Below are 16,379 nucleotides of genomic sequence, written 5' to 3'. Positions count from 1 at the left end.
TTGCAAGTGGTTGTTTGTACGAGGCATCGTCAAAAAACCGCGCGCCAGAGCCTTTATATGACGGCTACCAGCTGATTCTGACGCCGACGTTTCCAAACAGTCCGCGCAAGTTTTGGCTGTCGATATTGGTGCTGTAATCGGCACCGGCGTAGACGCTGACGGATGAGGCCAGGCTCACATTCACGCCCACACCGATGTCGGCGGAGGAGGCTTTCTGTTCAGTGGTGACCTTGTCGACGTCGTCAAATGTCACGGTGTCTGTCCCGGACAACGTATGCCACAGGTTCGCCCGCAGGTAGGGTTCGAGCGGGCGACCGCTGACCTGATAGCTGCCTTTGAGCCTTGCCCCCAGGCGCCCGGTCCATGCGCCGTCCGAGTCGAAGGATACCCGGGAAATCCCGTCGTCCTGGCTGTCCAGAGAGATCTTCTGATGAATGATTTGCGCCTGGGGCTCGAGCACCCAGGTGTCATTGAGGGCAATGGGATAACCGGCTTCACTGGACACTGTGAGCCCGTGGCCACGAGTATCCAGTTTCAGGCCACGCTCTGAGCGGTTGTCGCCATCAAAGCGGGTCGACATGATCACGTTATCGAGGTACCAGCCGCGGTTGCCCACCAGTGTCCAGTACAAGCCGACATGGTCGCCACGCAGGTCGATCTTGCCGGCGCGTTTGTCTTCAAAGCCCTCGTTGAAGCCGTCGACATCGCCCTTCATGCCGGTATGACCCACGAAGAAACCGATTCGCTGCGTGTGCCCGCCCGAGGTTTGGGAGCCGTAAAGGTCATTGCCCACTTGAAAGCCCTTGAGCGAACCATCGAAGCGCGGCGTCACGGTGCCTGACCAGGTCTGGTCGAGATTCTTGCCGTAAGCCCGGCCCCAGCCCGCACCAAACGCACCGGTTTCGGTGAGCAGGCGTTGATCGCCCTGGCGATCGTGGAAAGTGCCGAGCGCTGTCAGGGTCAACTGGGCCGCAGCAGGGGGCAGCACTGACCAGGTGGCGACTTCGGGACGGTAAAGGGGAATCGGCGCGGCACCCGCAACGGCTTCGGGCAACGGCGGCAGCGGTGCCGGTGCTGGTAGCGGCGGGCTTCCCGGTTCAGGAGTGGGGGCCGGAGGGGCGGGCGCGGCGACCGGTATCGCAACGACGGGTACCGTAATAGGCGGCAACGCCGGATCCGGATTGGGGATGGTCGTCACCGCAGGGGCGACCACTGCCGAGCGCAGGTACCAGCTGTTTTCCGTACCGGCGGTGACCCCGCCCTTGAACAGACGGTAATCGAAAGCGCCTGCGGAAATCAGGCCGCCGTTAAGGGCGAAGGCTCCGTTGCTGGCCACGGCCGAGCCTTGCGCCTCGACCAGCTGGATACCGTTCTGTTGAGTGACCCCGCCGACTCCGCCCAGGTTCTGCACGGTAATGACGGTATTGCCGGTCAGGGTGCCGTTACTGACCACCAGTTTATCGCTGGGAGAGCTGTCATCGCCCAGCACGCTTTGCAGCAGCAGTTTGCCGCCGTTGCCGGCGTAGTTGCCCTGTACCGTCAGTGTGTCGTTGCTGCGCGAATTGGCACCGGTGAGGTCGATGGTCCCGGCATTGTTCAAGGTCGCGAGCTGGCCCGCAGTGAACGGCGCGATGCTGCCTTGCACCGAGGTGAGGGTGCTGCTGGCGTCGACGTTGATCACGCCGGTGCCACTGGTACTGTCACCCAGGATCAGCGAATCGCTCGCCAGGTCAAGGCGCGAATTATTACCCAGGTTCAACGCCTCCCAGTTGATGTAGCGGGAGGCGCCGGCTGTGGTGGTCTGATTGAAATTCAGGGTGTCGGTGCCGGGACCACCGTCCAGGCCCGGCGTCAGTGCCAGGGTGGTTTCAGTGAGGTTGGAAAGGGTGGCGAGGTCATTGCCTTCGCCCATCAGGATTGCCGAACGGATGATCCCGCCGCCGTTCCAGTTGAGGATGTCATCACCGACGCTGGCGCGGATTTCGCCGACGATTTCGCCGCCAGTAACGGTGATGCTGTCATTGCCACCGCTGACGCTGACGTTGCCGCCGATTCTGCCGCCGGAGACGATGATGGTGTCGAGGCCGAAGCCGGTCACCAGATTGCCGGTGATCTCGCCGCCAGACATGTCGAAGAGGTTGTTGTCGAGCTTCATGTCGACTCGACCGATAGTGCCGCCGGACATCCTCGCTATGTCCCCGTCCTCGAAGGCCCCGACTATGGTGCCATTGGTCATCAGGAAGGTGTCGCGGCCGTCGCCTTGGGCCAGGGACTGGATGCGCCCGCCACTCATGACGAAGTCATCGATCTGATTGCCCTGATTCACCGCGCCGGTGATCACGCCGTTGGTGATCAACACCGTGTCTGAACCATCACCCTGATTCAGGGTGCCAGTCAATGTCCCGGAATTCATGACCAGGCCATCATTGCCCGCACCAAAATTTACGTTGCCGATGATTTGGCCCGTGCCGCTGGTGGGAAAGCTCAGGGTGTTGTTGCCGTTGAGATCGGTCAGTGCGCCGCCGATGCCGCTGTCGCAGACATGGTTATCGTTACTGGCGGTGGGCGTGAATGTACAGCTGGCCTGAGCGAATTGTGGCGATCCAAGGCTTAGACACATGGAAACCGCGAGGGCATTGAAACGGTAGTCACTGATACGGTACTTAGGCAAACCTGTAGCAATGTCCATGCCTATCTCCAGTGTGTAAAGGCGTGCCACGCTTCAATTGATACCGTACCAACAGAATTCGCCGACAACCACTGACACAAATGACAGCAGGTCGGATTTATTTATAGCTTACAAATGGACTTCCACCGCCAACGGCAAGTGATCAGAAAGGTGCGTCCAGGGCTTGTTTCCCAGTATTCGCGGATCATGGCTGCTGGCATTGCGCAGGTAAATGCGGTCCAGGCGCAACAGGGGAAACCGCGCCGGGTAGGTCTTGGCGGGACGACCGTGATGGCGTTCAAAGGCTTCATGCAGATAGTCGCGCCGGGCGAGGGCGGCGTTGCCTTGCAGCTGCCAGTCGTTGAAGTCCCCGGCGATAATGACCGGTGCATCGTCGGGGAGGGACTCAAGCAGTTGGCAAAGCAACTGGAGCTGCAGCTGGCGATGACTTTCCAGCAGGCTCAGGTGGACGCAGATCGCATGGACTTCGGCATGCCCCGGAACATCGAGTACGCAGTGCAACAGGCCCCGGCGCTCGGGGCCGGTTATCGACACGTCGAGGTTGCGGTATTCGCGAATGGGGTACTTGGACAGCAATGCGTTGCCATGATGACCATCGGGGTAAACGGCATTGCGACCGTAGGCGAAATCACTCCACATGCTATCGGCGAGGAATTCGTACTGGGAAGTCTGTGGCCAGTTGTTGAGGCGTGAGGAATGCCGCTCGTGTTCGCCGACCACTTCCTGGAGAAATACCAGATCGGCCGAAGTACTGCGTACCGCTTCGCGCAATTCCGGAAGGATGAAGCGCCGATTGAGTGCGGTGAAACCCTTGTGGGTGTTGACCGTCAGCACTCTGAGGCGGTGGATGGCCGGTGGCGCATTCAGCGGCATGTCTTCAAGTGCCTGCTGCGTTGGATCACTGGTCACGTTAACTCCTGGTAGGCGGTTCCATATCTATGCGACTGATGGGGGCGCGCGCAGTTCAGCGCAAATCGGTGATCGGCAGTAGCCAGACATCGAATCTCCCACAGGGATTGGTCTCCCCAGGGATTGCTGTCAGACGAAGACGATTTCGTAAGGCAGGCGCATCCGTTCCAGCAGTACCCGGGGTAGCAGGGGTGCGAGGCCCAAGGCGGGCTCGCCATCGAGCTGGCTGGCATAGGCATGGGTGGCGTGGCTCTTGCGCGCCACGGTCCAGGTGTCGAGACGCAGCTTGCGCGCACGGTGCCAGGGGATTTGCTCGCGGTCGCGGATCGGTCGGTGCCAGGCGCGAATGGGTACTTCGTTGAAGGCCGCGCCGACTTTTTTCGCGGCCTTGGCCGCCGCACGGCCCACGGCATCGTGATCCAGGTGGCGGTCCTCGCTCCAGGTGCTGAATACCACGTCGCCGGGGCGCAGGTAGCGGGCGATGAAATCGGCCAGCTGGGCTTCGTGTTCTGCCAGGGCGTTGTCGGTAAAGCCGCCACGAATCCATTTCAGGCTGTGCATCGGCATGCCCAGGCGGCGCAAGGCCTCGACGCTTTCCTGGGAGCGAAACACGCTCAGGCGTTTTTCCGACCACTGTTGCGAGCCCGGATAACTGGCACTGCCGTCGGTCATGGAAATTAATTGCAGGGGATGGCCCAGGGCGCTGAGCAGCTGCAGCAGGCCGCCGCACATCATCACTTCATCGCCAGGATGGGGCGAGATGACCACTGCGCGAGCGCCCGGTGGAACGAGGGTGTGGGTGTTGATGACGGGAATATTGTCCAGTTGCGCCGCGCTGTTCCAGATCTGCGCAGGGAGGCTGCTTTCGCTGAAGGAAACGGGTTTCATCGGGCTACGTCCTTGTTCCGGGTGTATGAGCATGGGTGCGCACGCTCCAAACCATGGATTGCCGGGCAGGGAGTATTGCTCATGTATTGCGATTCGTCGCGTGTATGTTCTATCTGGTACGTTTTTTTGCCGATGTCGATCTCCCATGCAGGCGCTCACCTGGTTGCGAATAACCTGAGAGCGCCGCGCGGCATCAGGTTGCCCGCGTTATCGTTCAAGACCATCGCGAGCGAGCTCGCTCCTACAGGGGGCGTCGTCAGGTGCTGCTTCGCAGGCCTTCCAGGGTGGCCACCGAACGCGGTTCGCGACTCCATATTTCCAGCAGGAAGTCGGCTTCCTGGTGCAACACCAGGCGCGGCAAGTGCAGGTGTTCGTGCAGCAGGTCATGTACCTGGCGGGCATTCAGGGGACAACCGTCGATGGGCGGGCGCCAGTGGCATGCCAACAGTTGACCGTCGGCGGTGAGGGACTGCGAGGCTTGTTCGATCAGGCGCTTGAGGTCTTCGGCATCGAGGTAGTAGCCAAGCTCACTGATCACGATCAGGTCGAATTTCTCACTCGGCCATTGCTCGGGCAAACGTGCCTGATGCACCTGCGCATGGCTGAACGGGCTCAAACGCGTACGCGCGAGGGCGACGGCGGCACTGGCGGTATCGCAACACAGCAGGCGGTCGCAGCGGGTGGCGAGGTCGGCGCTCAATTCGCCGTTGGCGCACCCCGGTTCGAAAATGGCGCGGTAGCGCGGACGGGGCAGCGCAGCCAGGGTAATGGCCCGTTTGCGTTGTTCGTACCAGCGCTGGCGGAATGCCCATGGATCGTCACTGTTAGCAAACAAACCGTCAAAATATCGATCATCGACGCTCATACGAACACCACCTCAAAGGGTTGTAGCAGACGCTCCAGCACGAAGGGCGCGAGCACCGGTGGCAAACCGATCTGAGGGTCGCCCTCAAGCTGACTGGCGAAGGCATGGATTGCGTGGCGTTTGCGTGCGATCAACATCGGCGACAACAGGATCTTGCGCGCTCTATGCCAGGGAACACTGTGGTCTTCGGGCGTTGCCCAATGCCAGGTCCACACCGGCAGTTCATGCAAAGTCGCCCCGACACGCTGAGCCGCTTCAGCACTGGCACGCCCCACCGCTTCGTGATCGCAGTGCCCGTCTTCGCGCCAGGTGGTGAACACCACATCACTGGCGCGCAGATGACGCTCGATAAATGTGCTCAATTCGTCCTCCCTGGCTGCCACCTGGCTGTCGGCAAAACCACCACGCAACCACCTCAGGCTGTGCAATGGCAGCCCGAGCCGTCGTAGCGCTTCCACCGACTCCTGGGGGCGGACAGTGCTCAGGCGTTCCACCGGCCAGCGTTGTGAACCCGGATGACTGGCGCTGCCATCGGTCACCGAAATCAATTGCAGGTCACGGCCAGCCTCGGCCAGCAGCTGCAGGAAACCGCCGCAGCCGAGGATCTCGTCGTCGGGGTGTGGGGCAATGATCACCGCGCGAGCGCCCTTAGGGACCAGTTGCAGAATATCGATCACCGGCAGCTGCGCCAGTTGGCTGGAGGCTTGCCACTGATACAGCGGCGTGCCCTGGCCGACAATCGGATTGGTTTTCATAACGTCCATGTCCCTTCACGAATAATCTGCCCCAGGCCCGCGAGATCGCGCTCGGCGTGACTCTGGCGCAGAAAAACCGGCAGGTCGGCGCTCAGTTGCGCGAACTGTCGGTCTTTGCAATAAGGGCCGGCGCCCAGCGCGCGGCCGACATGATGAATGACTTGCTCGGCGGCGTTTTCAACCACTGCACGGGCGCGTCGGGCAAGCAATTCGGCGTCTTTCAGAGGGGCCGCATCTATCGCCAGGGCGCTGGCACGCAACACCGCGGCAGCGCCTTGCAGGGCACTGTCAACGGCGCCCAGATGGGCCAGGGCGTGGGGTTCGTCGCGCTGCGCACAATGCTCGCGTAACCGCTCGGCAATGCTGCAGGCCGCGCCATACCAGCAGGCGGCAATGCCGATTCCGCCTTGCCAGAAACCGGGGCGTTGCAGGTAATCGCCGGGGTTGCCGATGGCGGTCGCCTGGGCGTTGTCAAAGAGGACCTCGACGCTGCCGGTTGCGCCCATGCCGACCGCTTGCCAGCCCACATCGGTCACCGTGACTCCTGGCTGATCAAGGGCGACTGCCACCAGTTGTTGACGGTCCTGCTCGTCCCAGGCAGTCAGTAGCGCATGACTGAGCACTGCGGCGCCGGAGCACCAGGCCTTGCGACCATTGAGCGCGACGGCCTGCGCTGAATGGGTCAGCCGAACCCGGGCATTCGGCGGTTCGGCCGCCCACATGCCCCAGGTACTGCCAGGCGGCGGCGCAAACGCACCGAGTTGCTGGAAAATCGCCAGCGCGTCGGTGTGCCCTTCATACAATTTACACAACCGCAGATCATGCCCGCCCACCTCGGCCAACCGCTGGAATCGCTCCAGCGTGTGGCCTTGCCCCGGTAGCGGCAGTCGATCCAGACCTGCCTCCACCAGTTGCTCCAGGCACTGTCCTAGTGCCCGGGTGCCGTCGTAGTCCGTCGACTGGCGATCAAGACAGGTCTTGAGCTTCATTTCACTCGTCTTCCTCACGCTGCAGTTCGAACAACAGGAGCGAGCGGCCAGTCACGGAATACTCATGGCCAAACTCGAAACGTTCCTGACCACGGATCGAAGGTTGATTGGTGTCGACCATGCACGTCCAGAACACGCCCTCAGGGACTTCCGGCAAGGTGAAGTTGACGATGTCGTGATGCGCATTCACCACCAGGAGCAGGGTGGCATCTGCGCCCTTGCGACGAATCCCGGTTTCCTGGGCGCGACCGTCCAGCAGCATGCCGAGGCAGCGCCCATGGGCGTCTTCCCACTGCTCGATGGACATCTCGCTGCCATCCGGGGCCAGCCAGGTGACGTCTTTGACGCCGATATCCTCGTTGTAGTTGCCCACCAGGAAGCGTCCGCGACGCAGGATCGGGTAGGCCAGGCGCAACTTGATCAAGCGCTTGACGAATTTCAGCAGGGCCTTGCCGTCTTCGCTCAGGTCCCAGTTGACCCAGCCGATTTCGCTGTCCTGGCAATAGGCGTTGTTGTTGCCGTCCTGGGTGCGCGCGAACTCGTCACCGGCAACCAGCATCGGCGTGCCTTGTGACAGCAGGAGGGTGGCGAAGAAGTTACGCATCTGCCGCTGGCGCAGCGCGTTGATTTCCGGATCGTCGGTGGGTCCTTCGACGCCGTGGTTCCATGACAGGTTATTGTTGCTGCCGTCCTGGTTGTTCTCGTCGTTGGCCTCGTTGTGCTTGTCGTTGTACGACACCAGGTCATTGAGGGTGAAGCCGTCGTGGGCGGTGATGAAGTTCACCGACGAATACGGGCGTCTCCCGCGCTGGTTGAACATTTCGCCGGATGCCGTCATGCGACTGGCGAAATCCGCCAGCTGGCCGTCATCCCCTTTCCAGAACGAGCGCACCGTGTCGCGGAATTTGTCGTTCCACTCCACCCAGCCCGGCGGGAAGCCGCCGACCTGATAACCGCCGGGGCCGCAATCCCATGGCTCGGCGATCATTTTCACCTGGCGCAGTACCGGGTCCTGGCGGCAGGCGACAAGGAAGCTGTGGCGCTCGTCGAAACCGTCGTGGTAGCGCCCGAGGATGGTCGCCAGGTCGAAGCGGAAACCGTCCACGTGCATTTCCGTGGCCCAGTAACGCAAAGAGTCAGTGACCATCTGCAGGACGCAGGGATGGCTCAGGTCCAGGGTGTTACCGGTGCCGGAGTCGTTGATGTAGTAGCGCTTGTCGTCGGGCATCAGGCGATAGTACGACGCGTTGTCGATGCCGCGCATGGACAGGGTCGGGCCTTGCTCGTTGCCCTCGGCGGTGTGGTTGTAGACCACGTCGAGTATGACTTCCAGATTGGCTTCGTGCAGGTGCGCAACCATCTCCTTGAACTCGGCGATTTTGCCGCTGGCCAGGTAGCGCGGGTCCGGGGCGAAAAACGCAATACTGTTGTAGCCCCAGTAGTTGGTCATGCCCTTGTGCAGCAGATGCTGATCGTTGACGAAGGCGTGAATCGGCAGCAGTTCGACCGACGACACACCCAGTTTGCGGATGTGCTCCAGCACGTCGTCCACCATCAGGCCGGCAAAGGTGCCACGCACGTTTTCCGGAACCGAAGGGTGACGCATGCTGATGCCGCGGACGTGGGTCTCATAGATGATCGTCTTGTCCCACGGCACGCTGACGCGGTGGTCGTGGCCCCAGGTGTGCGCCGGATCGATGACCTTGCACTTGGGTACGAAGGGCGCGCTGTCGCGTTCGTCGAAGCTGAGGTCGGCGTCGGGGTGGCCGATGGTGTAGCCGAACAACGCCTCGGACCATTTCAGCTCGCCGACCAGCTGCTTGGCGTAGGGGTCGATCAGCAATTTGTTGTGGTTGAAGCGGTGACCATTGGCCGGGTCGTAGGCGCCATACACACGGTAGCCGTAGATCAGCCCGGGATGGGCGTCGGGCAAGTAGCCGTGGTAGATCTCGTCGGTGTATTCGGGCAATTCGATGCGTTCGAGTTCGACCTCGCCCGAATCATCGAAAATACACAGTTCAACCTTGGTCGCGTTGGCGGAAAACAACGCGAAGTTGACACCTAGGCCGTCCCAGGTAGCACCGAGCGGGAAGGGCAGGCCCTCACGAATTCGCGAGGCCTCGGTGTGAGGTTCTGTCGCGGGTTTTTTTGGACTGCTCATAAATGCTCCTGCAAATGGGGTCGAATGCGGTGTGGCGATAGTTTTTTCAGGGCGAACGACCCCGACATGGCGAGCAAGCTCGCCATGAATCCAGTCAAATCAGAAAGTCTGTCGTCAGACCGAAGGTTTTTTAGTCGATCGCGGCTTTTTCTCGGGAGCCTTTTCGCCTGGCGGTATCACCGAGGAAGCGGCTGCAGGCTTGGCCTTGGCGGCGGCCTTGGGCTTGGCAGCAGGCTTGTCTTCAAGCTTGCCGTTGGGCTTGGCAGCCTTGCCCGCGACACCCTTGCTGCCAGCCGCCTTGGGCGACTTGCTGGGGGCCAGCGCTTCAGCTTCCGCCAGTTTGCGGGCCATCTCCCAATGACGGGCTTCCTGGCCCTCGGGCTGTCCTTCCGACTCCCAGATCTGATAGGCAAATTCGCGAACGCGTTTATCGTCGGTACTCATCGCTATGCTCCTGAACTGAACTCAAGCTTGTGTAGAAAATTGGATAAAAAGATTGACCGGGAATTCGCCCAGCGCGGTGCTGATGTTCAGCTCCTTGTGATTTGTGACTGTGGCGCCAGGAAAAAGTCCCTTCAGATTTTCTGCGGATGCCTCGAACGGTAATTTGACCCGGGTATCGCCCCACTGCAGCGCATCGACCAAGGGCTGGGCACTGTTTTTCAGCAGTTCGGCGCAACGAATCGGGACGATCACTACAGCCCTGCTGCCTGCATGTTCACGCATGAAGGCGAGCACTCTGTGGGCCTGGCTGCCGATCACCTCCAGTGGCTGATAGCTGCCACGGGCGAACAGTTGGGCATGCTCGGCCCGCAGGTTGAGGGTGCGGCGAATCAGCGTCTGCTTGATTCTCCCATCGCGCCAGGCCGCCAACTGCTCGGCCAGCTCCCGGGGTTGTGCCATGGCTTGCTGCCGGCTGTGGTAATCCACGGGCCTGCGGTTGTCCGGATCCACCAGCGAAAAGTCCCAGTAATCGTTACCCTGATACAAGTCCGGCACCCCAGGCACCGTCATGCGCAGCAAGGTTTGCGCCAGACTGTTCAAGGCACCGGGTGCCGCAAGTGCCTGAGCGGCCTTGGCCAGGGCCGAGCGCAACAGTTCACCCTCGGCACTCAGGAGCAAGCGCTCGATGAAGACCTGGACCGCTCGCTCGTAGGCGTCATTGGGCGCACTCCAGCTGCTTTGCAATTTGGCTTCGCGCAAGGCTTTCTGTTGCCATTGCCAAAGGCGCTTGGCGTACTCCTCGAGGCCCGCCTGATCGTCACTGCGCAGGTCCAGCGGCCAGCTGCCGAGGATGGCCTGGTAGAGGATCAACTCGTCGCCGGCAGACGGCATCTGCTCGTCGTCACGCAAGGGCCGGGCGAGGGTTTGCCACAGCGGCACCTGTTCGGCATACCAGGCGCTGCGCTCGCTCAATATGGCCAGTCGCGCGCGGGTGTCTTCACCGCGTTTGTGGTCATGGGTGGCCGTGGCCAGCAGATTGTCCGGGAAGGCTTCGAAGCGCTGCAGGCAAGCCTGGTGAAAATCAGCGACGGGCGCGCTGAACTGTTCGGTGCTGAAGCCCACGTCGTTGCGCGACAGCAATACTGCCGAACGATAGAACGCCGTGTCCTCGACCGCCTTGGCGGCCGCCGGTGACGTCAGTTGCTGGAAGCGTACGCAGGCATGCTTGAGAATCTTGCGCGAGCGCCCGATGGGGCGCTCACGCCATTGCTTGCCACCCAGCCAACCGGCCAGGCAGTCGAGCACCGGCCAGTCGGCCTCGCCGAGGGTCTGCCGCGCTCCTGCCAGGGCCTGCTGGAAGAACACATCGTCTTCGTTGCAACGTCCAAGCGGGCTGATGTAGGTGCGGTACACCGGAAAATGCACGATCAATTCCTGCAGCGCGCGGCGGATCGCGCCCAGAGTCAGGTCGCGGGTCATCAGGTCATCCCGGGCCACTTGCAGCAGTGCCTGGGCCACGCTTTCGAAATCGCCGGCCAATGAACCGTTGAGGATCTGCTGGCGGGCCAGTTGGGCTTCCTGGCGAAAGTCGGCAGGCCGTTCGCTGTACTTGCTCCACAGTTCCCCCAAAGGTTGGGCGCCCTCGGGATCGTGTTGCAACAGCGACAATTGGTTCATGAACTCGTAGCCCGTGGTGCCGTCCACCGACCAGTCGCGATGCAGCGCTTCGCCTTCACCGAGGATCTTCTCGACGTAGATTGGCAGGTGGCGTTCGGGCGACAGCGAGTCGACCCGACGCCGCAGTTTGCGACAATAGCCACGCGGATCGGCCAGGCCGTCAATATGGTCGATTCGCAGCCCGTCGATCAGGCCTTCGGCGACCAGCTCGAAAATCTTCGCGTGGGTCGCCTCGAAGACGGCAGGGCGCTCCACGCGCAGGCCACCCAGTTCGTTGACGTCGAAAAAGCGCCGCCAGTTGATGTCATCGCCCGCCGTTCGCCAACTGGCGAGGCGGTAGCTCTGGCGCTCGAGCAGCAGGTGCAGGCGCTCAAAACCCTCAGGCGTCTGCGAGTCATAACCTTGCAGATTCTGCTCGATACGCTGCCGGATGGCCGGGTCCCTGGCCAGTTCGCGCAGCTCTTCCTTGAGCGGTACTGCCAGGCTGTGGGCGTCGGTCTGGTAGCTCAGGGCAGAGAAGCGATCGGCGAGGAATTTGAGCGGCTCATCATCGCTCCTGAGCAACTCGCCGTAGCTGTTCGGGCAGATCGGGAAGTGATGATCGTAGTGCTCGACATGGAACGAGCCGCGCTGGGGATCGAAACGCAGGGGCAAGGTGCCTTCCTGCAATGCCACGCCGTAGTCGCTGCCTAGAAACGGCAGCAGCAACTGGCCTTCCATCAAGGGGTCGGGGGAATGCCACTGGATATCGAAGAACTCGCCGTGGGGGCTCAGGCGTCCCCATTCGAGCAAGTCCAGCCACCAGGGATTGTCACTGCCGCCGACGGCCATGTGATTGGAAACAATGTCGAGGATCAGCCCCATGTTCTGTTCACGCAAGGCCGCTACCAGGCGGCGCAACGCAGGTTCGCCGCCCAGTTCCGGGTTAACCTGGGTCGGGTCCACCACATCGTAGCCATGCATGGACCCGGCGCGCGCTGCGAGCAGGGGCGAGGCGTACACGTGGCTGATGCCCAGACTGGCGAAATACGGCACCAGGGGCACCGCCTGATCCAGGGTGAAGTCTTTATGGAACTGCAAGCGCAAAGTCGCGCGCAACGGTTGGATTAATGGTTGGTTCATTGGTCACGCTCACCGGCTTGAAGTCGCGCGCAGGCGAGCAGTTCCAGACGCCGGGCGGCGTCGGGGTCGTCGAGTAATGCCTCGCTGTAGCCCGGCAAACGCCGGCTCCAGTTTGGATGGGTATTGATGGTGCCGGGCAGGTTGGCCTGCTGCTCGATGCCCAAGGCATCTTCCAGCGGCAACAGCACCAATGGCGCGCGCGTATGGCCCAGGAAGCGCACACTGGCGTCGAGCACCTGGTCGGTTTCATGGGACTCTTCGCGAAAGTTCTGCGGGTCTTCGCCCAGCACTCGGCGCAAGCCTTCACGCTCACGCTCGCGGTGCCGGCGCCATTCGATTTCACTGCTGGCGTCGGTCATGCCGAGGCGGGCATTCCAGTCGATATCGCGGCCGTGCCACCAGCCGTTGAGCGTCGGCAGGTCATGGGTGCTGGTGGTGGCCAGGGCATTGTCCGGCCAATCGAGGATCGACTTGAACTGCGCGTTATCCTGTTCAAACAGCAGCACCCGCATGCCGAGTATCGAGCGGGCGATGAGTTTTTCCTGCAGACCCTCAGGCACTGTGCCGAGATCTTCACCTAGGACGATGGCCTGGTGCCGATGGGATTCCAGGGTCAGCAGGCGCAGCAGGTCATCCACCGGATAGTAGAGGTAGGCACCATCGGCAGGCGACGCGCCATTGGGGATCACCCATAACCGTTGCAGGCCCATCACGTGATCGATGCGCAGGCCGCCGGCGTGGGCGAAGTTGGCCCGCAGCATTTCAATGAATGCGCGAAAGCCGTTGCGCACCAGACCTTCCGGCGAGAACGCGGAAATGCCCCAGCCCTGGCCGGTGCGATTCAAAATGTCCGGTGGCGCGCCCACTGTCAGGGACGCGAGCAACTCATCCTGGCGACTCCAGGCCTGGCTGCCACCGCCATCGGCGCCGACAGCAAGGTCGGCGATCAGGCCGATGCTCATGCCGCTGCCGCGGGCCGCTGTTTGCGCGCGTTCCAGGCAACGGGTAATCAGCCATTGGCAGAAAGCGAAAAAGCCGATGCGTCCGGCATTTTCTTCGGCAAATTCGGCCAGCGCAGCGCTGCGCGGGTCTTGCCATTGCTCGGGCCACTCGCGCCAGTCGAGCGCTTCACCCTTGGCTGCGCGAGCCTCCTGGATGGCTTCGAAACGGCAATGATTTTCCAGCGCCTCGCCGCCGGCGTGGCGAAAGCTGCTGAAGTCGGGATGCAAGGGATGCTCACCCTGCACAAACCCTTCGTACAATGCCTGCAACAGTCGATGCTTGGCCTCGGCGGCAACCGGCCAGTCGATCAGCGCCAGTTCTTCGAGGTGCTTGAACTCGGCGGCCAGGCCGGTGGCGTCGATGGCGGCGCGCACCGCCCGCTCACCCAGAATGGCGCCGGGCGCGGCGTACAGGCTGTTCAGGAACAGGCGGCTGGACGGCGAATACGGGCTGTAGCGTTGGGTGTCACTGCTGAACATGGCGTGCAGCGGACTGATCGCCAAGGCGTCGCTACCCCGTTCCCCGGCCACTCGGGCCAGGTCTTCGAGGGCCTGGGTATCACCGAAACCGCCATCGCCCGGGCGGCGCAGGGAGTACAACTGCACGCTCAAGCCCCAGGCGCGGGGAATCGGGTTGTCTACCGCATCGCCGACGCTGTAACAGCGGGCTGGCGCGACGGCCAGGGTAAATTGCTGGCCATCGATGCTGACGTGTTGATAACCGACCGGTATCAGGCCTGGCAATACTGAATTGGCATCCAGCTTCAGGTTGAGCCGCGAGCCGTCCTCAAGGTGGATTTCACACGGGGTCTCGGGCTCGAAGTAGCGCGCCAGATCGACCCCGACACCCACATCCGCCGTGAGCATCGGCGGCAGGTGGCGGGTTTGCTGGACTTCCTGCAACTGCAGCAGGCTGGCGTCAATTTCCAGGGCGGTGCCGGCGGGGTGGCCGAGACCGGTCAGGACATTGCGTAGTACTGCAGGGGCAACTTTTTGCGGGCGGCCGTTGGCGTCGATCCAGTCGACTGCCAGACCGGCGCGGCTGGCAAGTATTTCCAGTTGCGCATCACTCATTGGCGCTCTCCATCCGGGGGTAGCAAAGGGGCTGCGGCCTTGAGGCTGACTAGCGCGCTATACGGGGCGAGTTGCCCCTGATCCAACAGGCTGGTCGCGTGTGCCGGGTGTTCGAACAACACCTGGGCACCGGCCTGAGAAGTGTGGACCACGGGCGTGTTGCCGAGGTTCAGGTCAATGCGCAGCTCACTGCCATCGCCCATGCGCCAGCGTGCACTCACTGCTGCGTGGGCCAGCACCTTGGCGCCCAGGGAGCGCGCGCCAGGCAGCCGCGCAACGATATGCGCGTGGCGCAGGCTCAGCAGGCGCCGGTACAACGCATGGATGGCCGGGGTTTCAGCGGGTGCCAGGTCTGGAATCGATGCTTCGAATGTCTGCGGCGCATTAGGGTCGGGGATGCGCTCGCGTTTTTCCGGGTCAGCGAATGCACTGAAGGCTGCGAACTCGTTACGCCGGCCTTCGCGTACCAGCTCTGCCAGTTCGCCGTGGTGATCGGTGAAGAACAGAAATGGCTCTTCGGCACCGAACTCGTCGCCCATGAACATCAGCGGAATCATCGGCGACAACAGCAGCAACGCGGTAGCAGCGTGCAGGGCATCCGGGTGTGCGAGCTGGTGCAGGCGTTCGCCGAAGGCACGATTGCCGATCTGGTCGTGGTTCTGCAGGAACAGCACGAACGCAGTGGGCTCCAGGTGGCCGCTGGGTTCACCGCGGGTTTGGCCGTGGCGGTTGACATGGCCCTGGAACACAAAACCTTCGCTCAGGCAGCGCGCCAATTGCCGGGTCGGCTGTTCGGCGTAGTCGGCGTAATACGCATCGGTTTCACCGGTGATCAACACGTGCAGGGCGTTATGGCCATCGTCGTTCCACTGGGCATCGAACCCTTCCTCGAGGAGGCTGGCCTGATTGTGTTCGTTCTCCAGCATCAGCCACACGTGCCTTCCGGGAGCCGTCTGCTGGCGGATGCGTTTTGCCAGTTCCTGCAGGAAATCCGGGCTTTCGATGGCGTGCACGGCGTCGAGCCGCAAGCCGTCGAAGCGGTACTCCATCACCCACATCAGGGCGTTGTCGATGAAGAAGTCGCGCACTTGACGGCGACGGAAGTCGATGGCGGCCCCCCAGGGCGTGTGTTTGTCTTCGTTGAAGAAGCCCTTGGCGTAACGATGCAGGTAATTGCCATCCGGGCCGAAGTGGTTGTAGACCACGTCGAGAATCACCGCCAGGCCAAGGCCGTGGGCGGTATCGATCAAGTGCTTGAGTTGTTCCGGAGTGCCGTAGGAGGCTTGGGGTGCGTAGGGCAAGACCCCGTCGTAGCCCCAGTTACGCTCCCCGGGGAACTGCGCCAGGGGCATCAGCTCAATTGCAGTGATACCCATGTCGACCAGCCGCGCCAGGTGCTGCTCGACGCCACTGAAGCCACCGAGTGCACCCACGTGCAGCTCGTAGATCACCGCCTCGTGCCACGGCCGACCTTGCCAACGGGTGTGCTGCCACTGATAGGCTGCGGGATCGACCACCACGCTGTGCAGGTGCAGGTCACCGGCCTGCGCCCGGGACGCCGGGTCGGGCACTTGCAACTCGCCGTCGATGTTGTAGCGGTAACGCGTGCCGGCAGGGCAGCGCGTCTCGATCACGAACCAGCCATTGGCCTGGGGCAGCAGCGGTAAGGATTGTCCATCTTCCAGTTCGACGCTGACGTCAAACGCATCTGGCGCCCACAAGGCAAAACGCGTGTGTTGTGCGTCCAGCATAATTGCGCCGTGGGGCCAGGTTTCAAGGGTCCGTAACGGCATCTGGTAAAAACC

Annotated in this window: 11 protein-coding genes; all 11 read right to left on the bottom strand. The window is 62.1% G+C overall.

What is annotated here, in order from left to right:
* Positions 1 to 64: 64 nt before the first annotated feature.
* On the bottom strand, positions 65 to 2,689 hold the full coding sequence (locus HYI44_RS15610; protein ID WP_225569809.1) for an autotransporter outer membrane beta-barrel domain-containing protein: 2,625 nt from the start codon (positions 2,687 to 2,689) through the stop codon (positions 65 to 67).
* A 108-nt stretch (positions 2,690 to 2,797) separates the two neighbouring features.
* Positions 2,798 to 3,598, bottom strand: coding sequence for an endonuclease/exonuclease/phosphatase family protein (locus HYI44_RS15605; RefSeq protein ID WP_122839752.1), 801 nt, complete (start codon positions 3,596 to 3,598; stop codon positions 2,798 to 2,800).
* A gap of 129 nt (positions 3,599 to 3,727) precedes the next feature.
* Positions 3,728 to 4,486, bottom strand: coding sequence for a PIG-L deacetylase family protein (locus tag HYI44_RS15600; RefSeq protein ID WP_122839753.1), 759 nt, complete (start codon positions 4,484 to 4,486; stop codon positions 3,728 to 3,730).
* A gap of 256 nt (positions 4,487 to 4,742) precedes the next feature.
* Positions 4,743 to 5,351 (bottom strand): SAM-dependent methyltransferase, encoded by a 609-nt coding sequence (locus tag HYI44_RS15595; RefSeq protein WP_225569808.1) that lies wholly within the window; start codon positions 5,349 to 5,351, stop codon positions 4,743 to 4,745.
* Positions 5,348 to 6,106 (bottom strand): PIG-L deacetylase family protein, encoded by a 759-nt coding sequence (locus HYI44_RS15590; protein ID WP_122839755.1) that lies wholly within the window; start codon positions 6,104 to 6,106, stop codon positions 5,348 to 5,350. Before HYI44_RS15590 ends, HYI44_RS15595 begins: the two co-directional genes overlap by 4 nt.
* On the bottom strand, positions 6,103 to 7,095 hold the full coding sequence (locus HYI44_RS15585) for an acyl-CoA dehydrogenase family protein (protein WP_225569807.1): 993 nt from the start codon (positions 7,093 to 7,095) through the stop codon (positions 6,103 to 6,105). The genes HYI44_RS15590 and HYI44_RS15585 overlap by 4 nt, the downstream gene beginning before the upstream one ends.
* Before the next feature lies 1 nt (position 7,096).
* Positions 7,097 to 9,256, bottom strand: a complete 2,160-nt coding sequence (gene glgX, locus HYI44_RS15580; RefSeq protein WP_122839757.1) for a glycogen debranching protein GlgX — start codon at positions 9,254 to 9,256, stop codon at positions 7,097 to 7,099.
* 114 nt (positions 9,257 to 9,370) lie between these two features.
* Complete coding sequence (locus tag HYI44_RS15575; RefSeq protein WP_045058605.1) at positions 9,371 to 9,700, bottom strand: DUF2934 domain-containing protein; 330 nt, start codon at positions 9,698 to 9,700, stop codon at positions 9,371 to 9,373.
* Positions 9,701 to 9,721: 21 nt separating this feature from the next.
* Complete coding sequence (locus HYI44_RS15570; protein WP_225569806.1) at positions 9,722 to 12,499, bottom strand: malto-oligosyltrehalose synthase; 2,778 nt, start codon at positions 12,497 to 12,499, stop codon at positions 9,722 to 9,724.
* Positions 12,496 to 14,574 carry a 4-alpha-glucanotransferase gene (gene malQ, locus HYI44_RS15565; protein ID WP_122839760.1) on the bottom strand — a complete coding sequence of 693 codons (2,079 nt, stop codon included), beginning with the start codon at positions 14,572 to 14,574 and terminating at the stop codon, positions 12,496 to 12,498. The genes HYI44_RS15570 and malQ overlap by 4 nt, the downstream gene beginning before the upstream one ends.
* Positions 14,571 to 16,367, bottom strand: a complete 1,797-nt coding sequence (treZ, locus tag HYI44_RS15560) for a malto-oligosyltrehalose trehalohydrolase (RefSeq protein WP_225569805.1) — start codon at positions 16,365 to 16,367, stop codon at positions 14,571 to 14,573. Before treZ ends, malQ begins: the two co-directional genes overlap by 4 nt.
* Positions 16,368 to 16,379: the final 12 nt, after the last annotated feature.

It is taken from the genome of Pseudomonas sp. Y24-6, from assembly GCF_020295325.1.
GTDB classification, from domain to species: domain Bacteria; phylum Pseudomonadota; class Gammaproteobacteria; order Pseudomonadales; family Pseudomonadaceae; genus Aquipseudomonas; species Aquipseudomonas gregormendelii.
Note: the sequence above shows the minus strand (reverse complement) of the source record. Positions and strands in the feature narration are given on the sequence as shown.

Excerpts from the sequence above, each read along its gene's own strand:
- malQ (WP_122839760.1), bottom strand. The coding sequence starts at position 14,574 with ATGAGTGATGCGCAACTGGAAATACTTGCCAGCCGCGCCGGTCTGGCA.
- HYI44_RS15610 (WP_225569809.1), bottom strand. The coding sequence starts at position 2,689 with ATGGACATTGCTACAGGTTTGCCTAAGTACCGTATCAGTGACTACCGT.
- HYI44_RS15570 (WP_225569806.1), bottom strand. The coding sequence starts at position 12,499 with ATGAACCAACCATTAATCCAACCGTTGCGCGCGACTTTGCGCTTGCAG.
- HYI44_RS15590 (WP_122839755.1), bottom strand. The coding sequence starts at position 6,106 with ATGAAAACCAATCCGATTGTCGGCCAGGGCACGCCGCTGTATCAGTGG.
- glgX (WP_122839757.1), bottom strand. The coding sequence starts at position 9,256 with ATGAGCAGTCCAAAAAAACCCGCGACAGAACCTCACACCGAGGCCTCG.
- HYI44_RS15600 (WP_122839753.1), bottom strand. The coding sequence starts at position 4,486 with ATGAAACCCGTTTCCTTCAGCGAAAGCAGCCTCCCTGCGCAGATCTGG.
- HYI44_RS15585 (WP_225569807.1), bottom strand. The coding sequence starts at position 7,095 with ATGAAGCTCAAGACCTGTCTTGATCGCCAGTCGACGGACTACGACGGC.
- HYI44_RS15595 (WP_225569808.1), bottom strand. The coding sequence starts at position 5,351 with ATGAGCGTCGATGATCGATATTTTGACGGTTTGTTTGCTAACAGTGAC.
- treZ (WP_225569805.1), bottom strand. The coding sequence starts at position 16,367 with ATGCCGTTACGGACCCTTGAAACCTGGCCCCACGGCGCAATTATGCTG.
- HYI44_RS15575 (WP_045058605.1), bottom strand. The coding sequence starts at position 9,700 with ATGAGTACCGACGATAAACGCGTTCGCGAATTTGCCTATCAGATCTGG.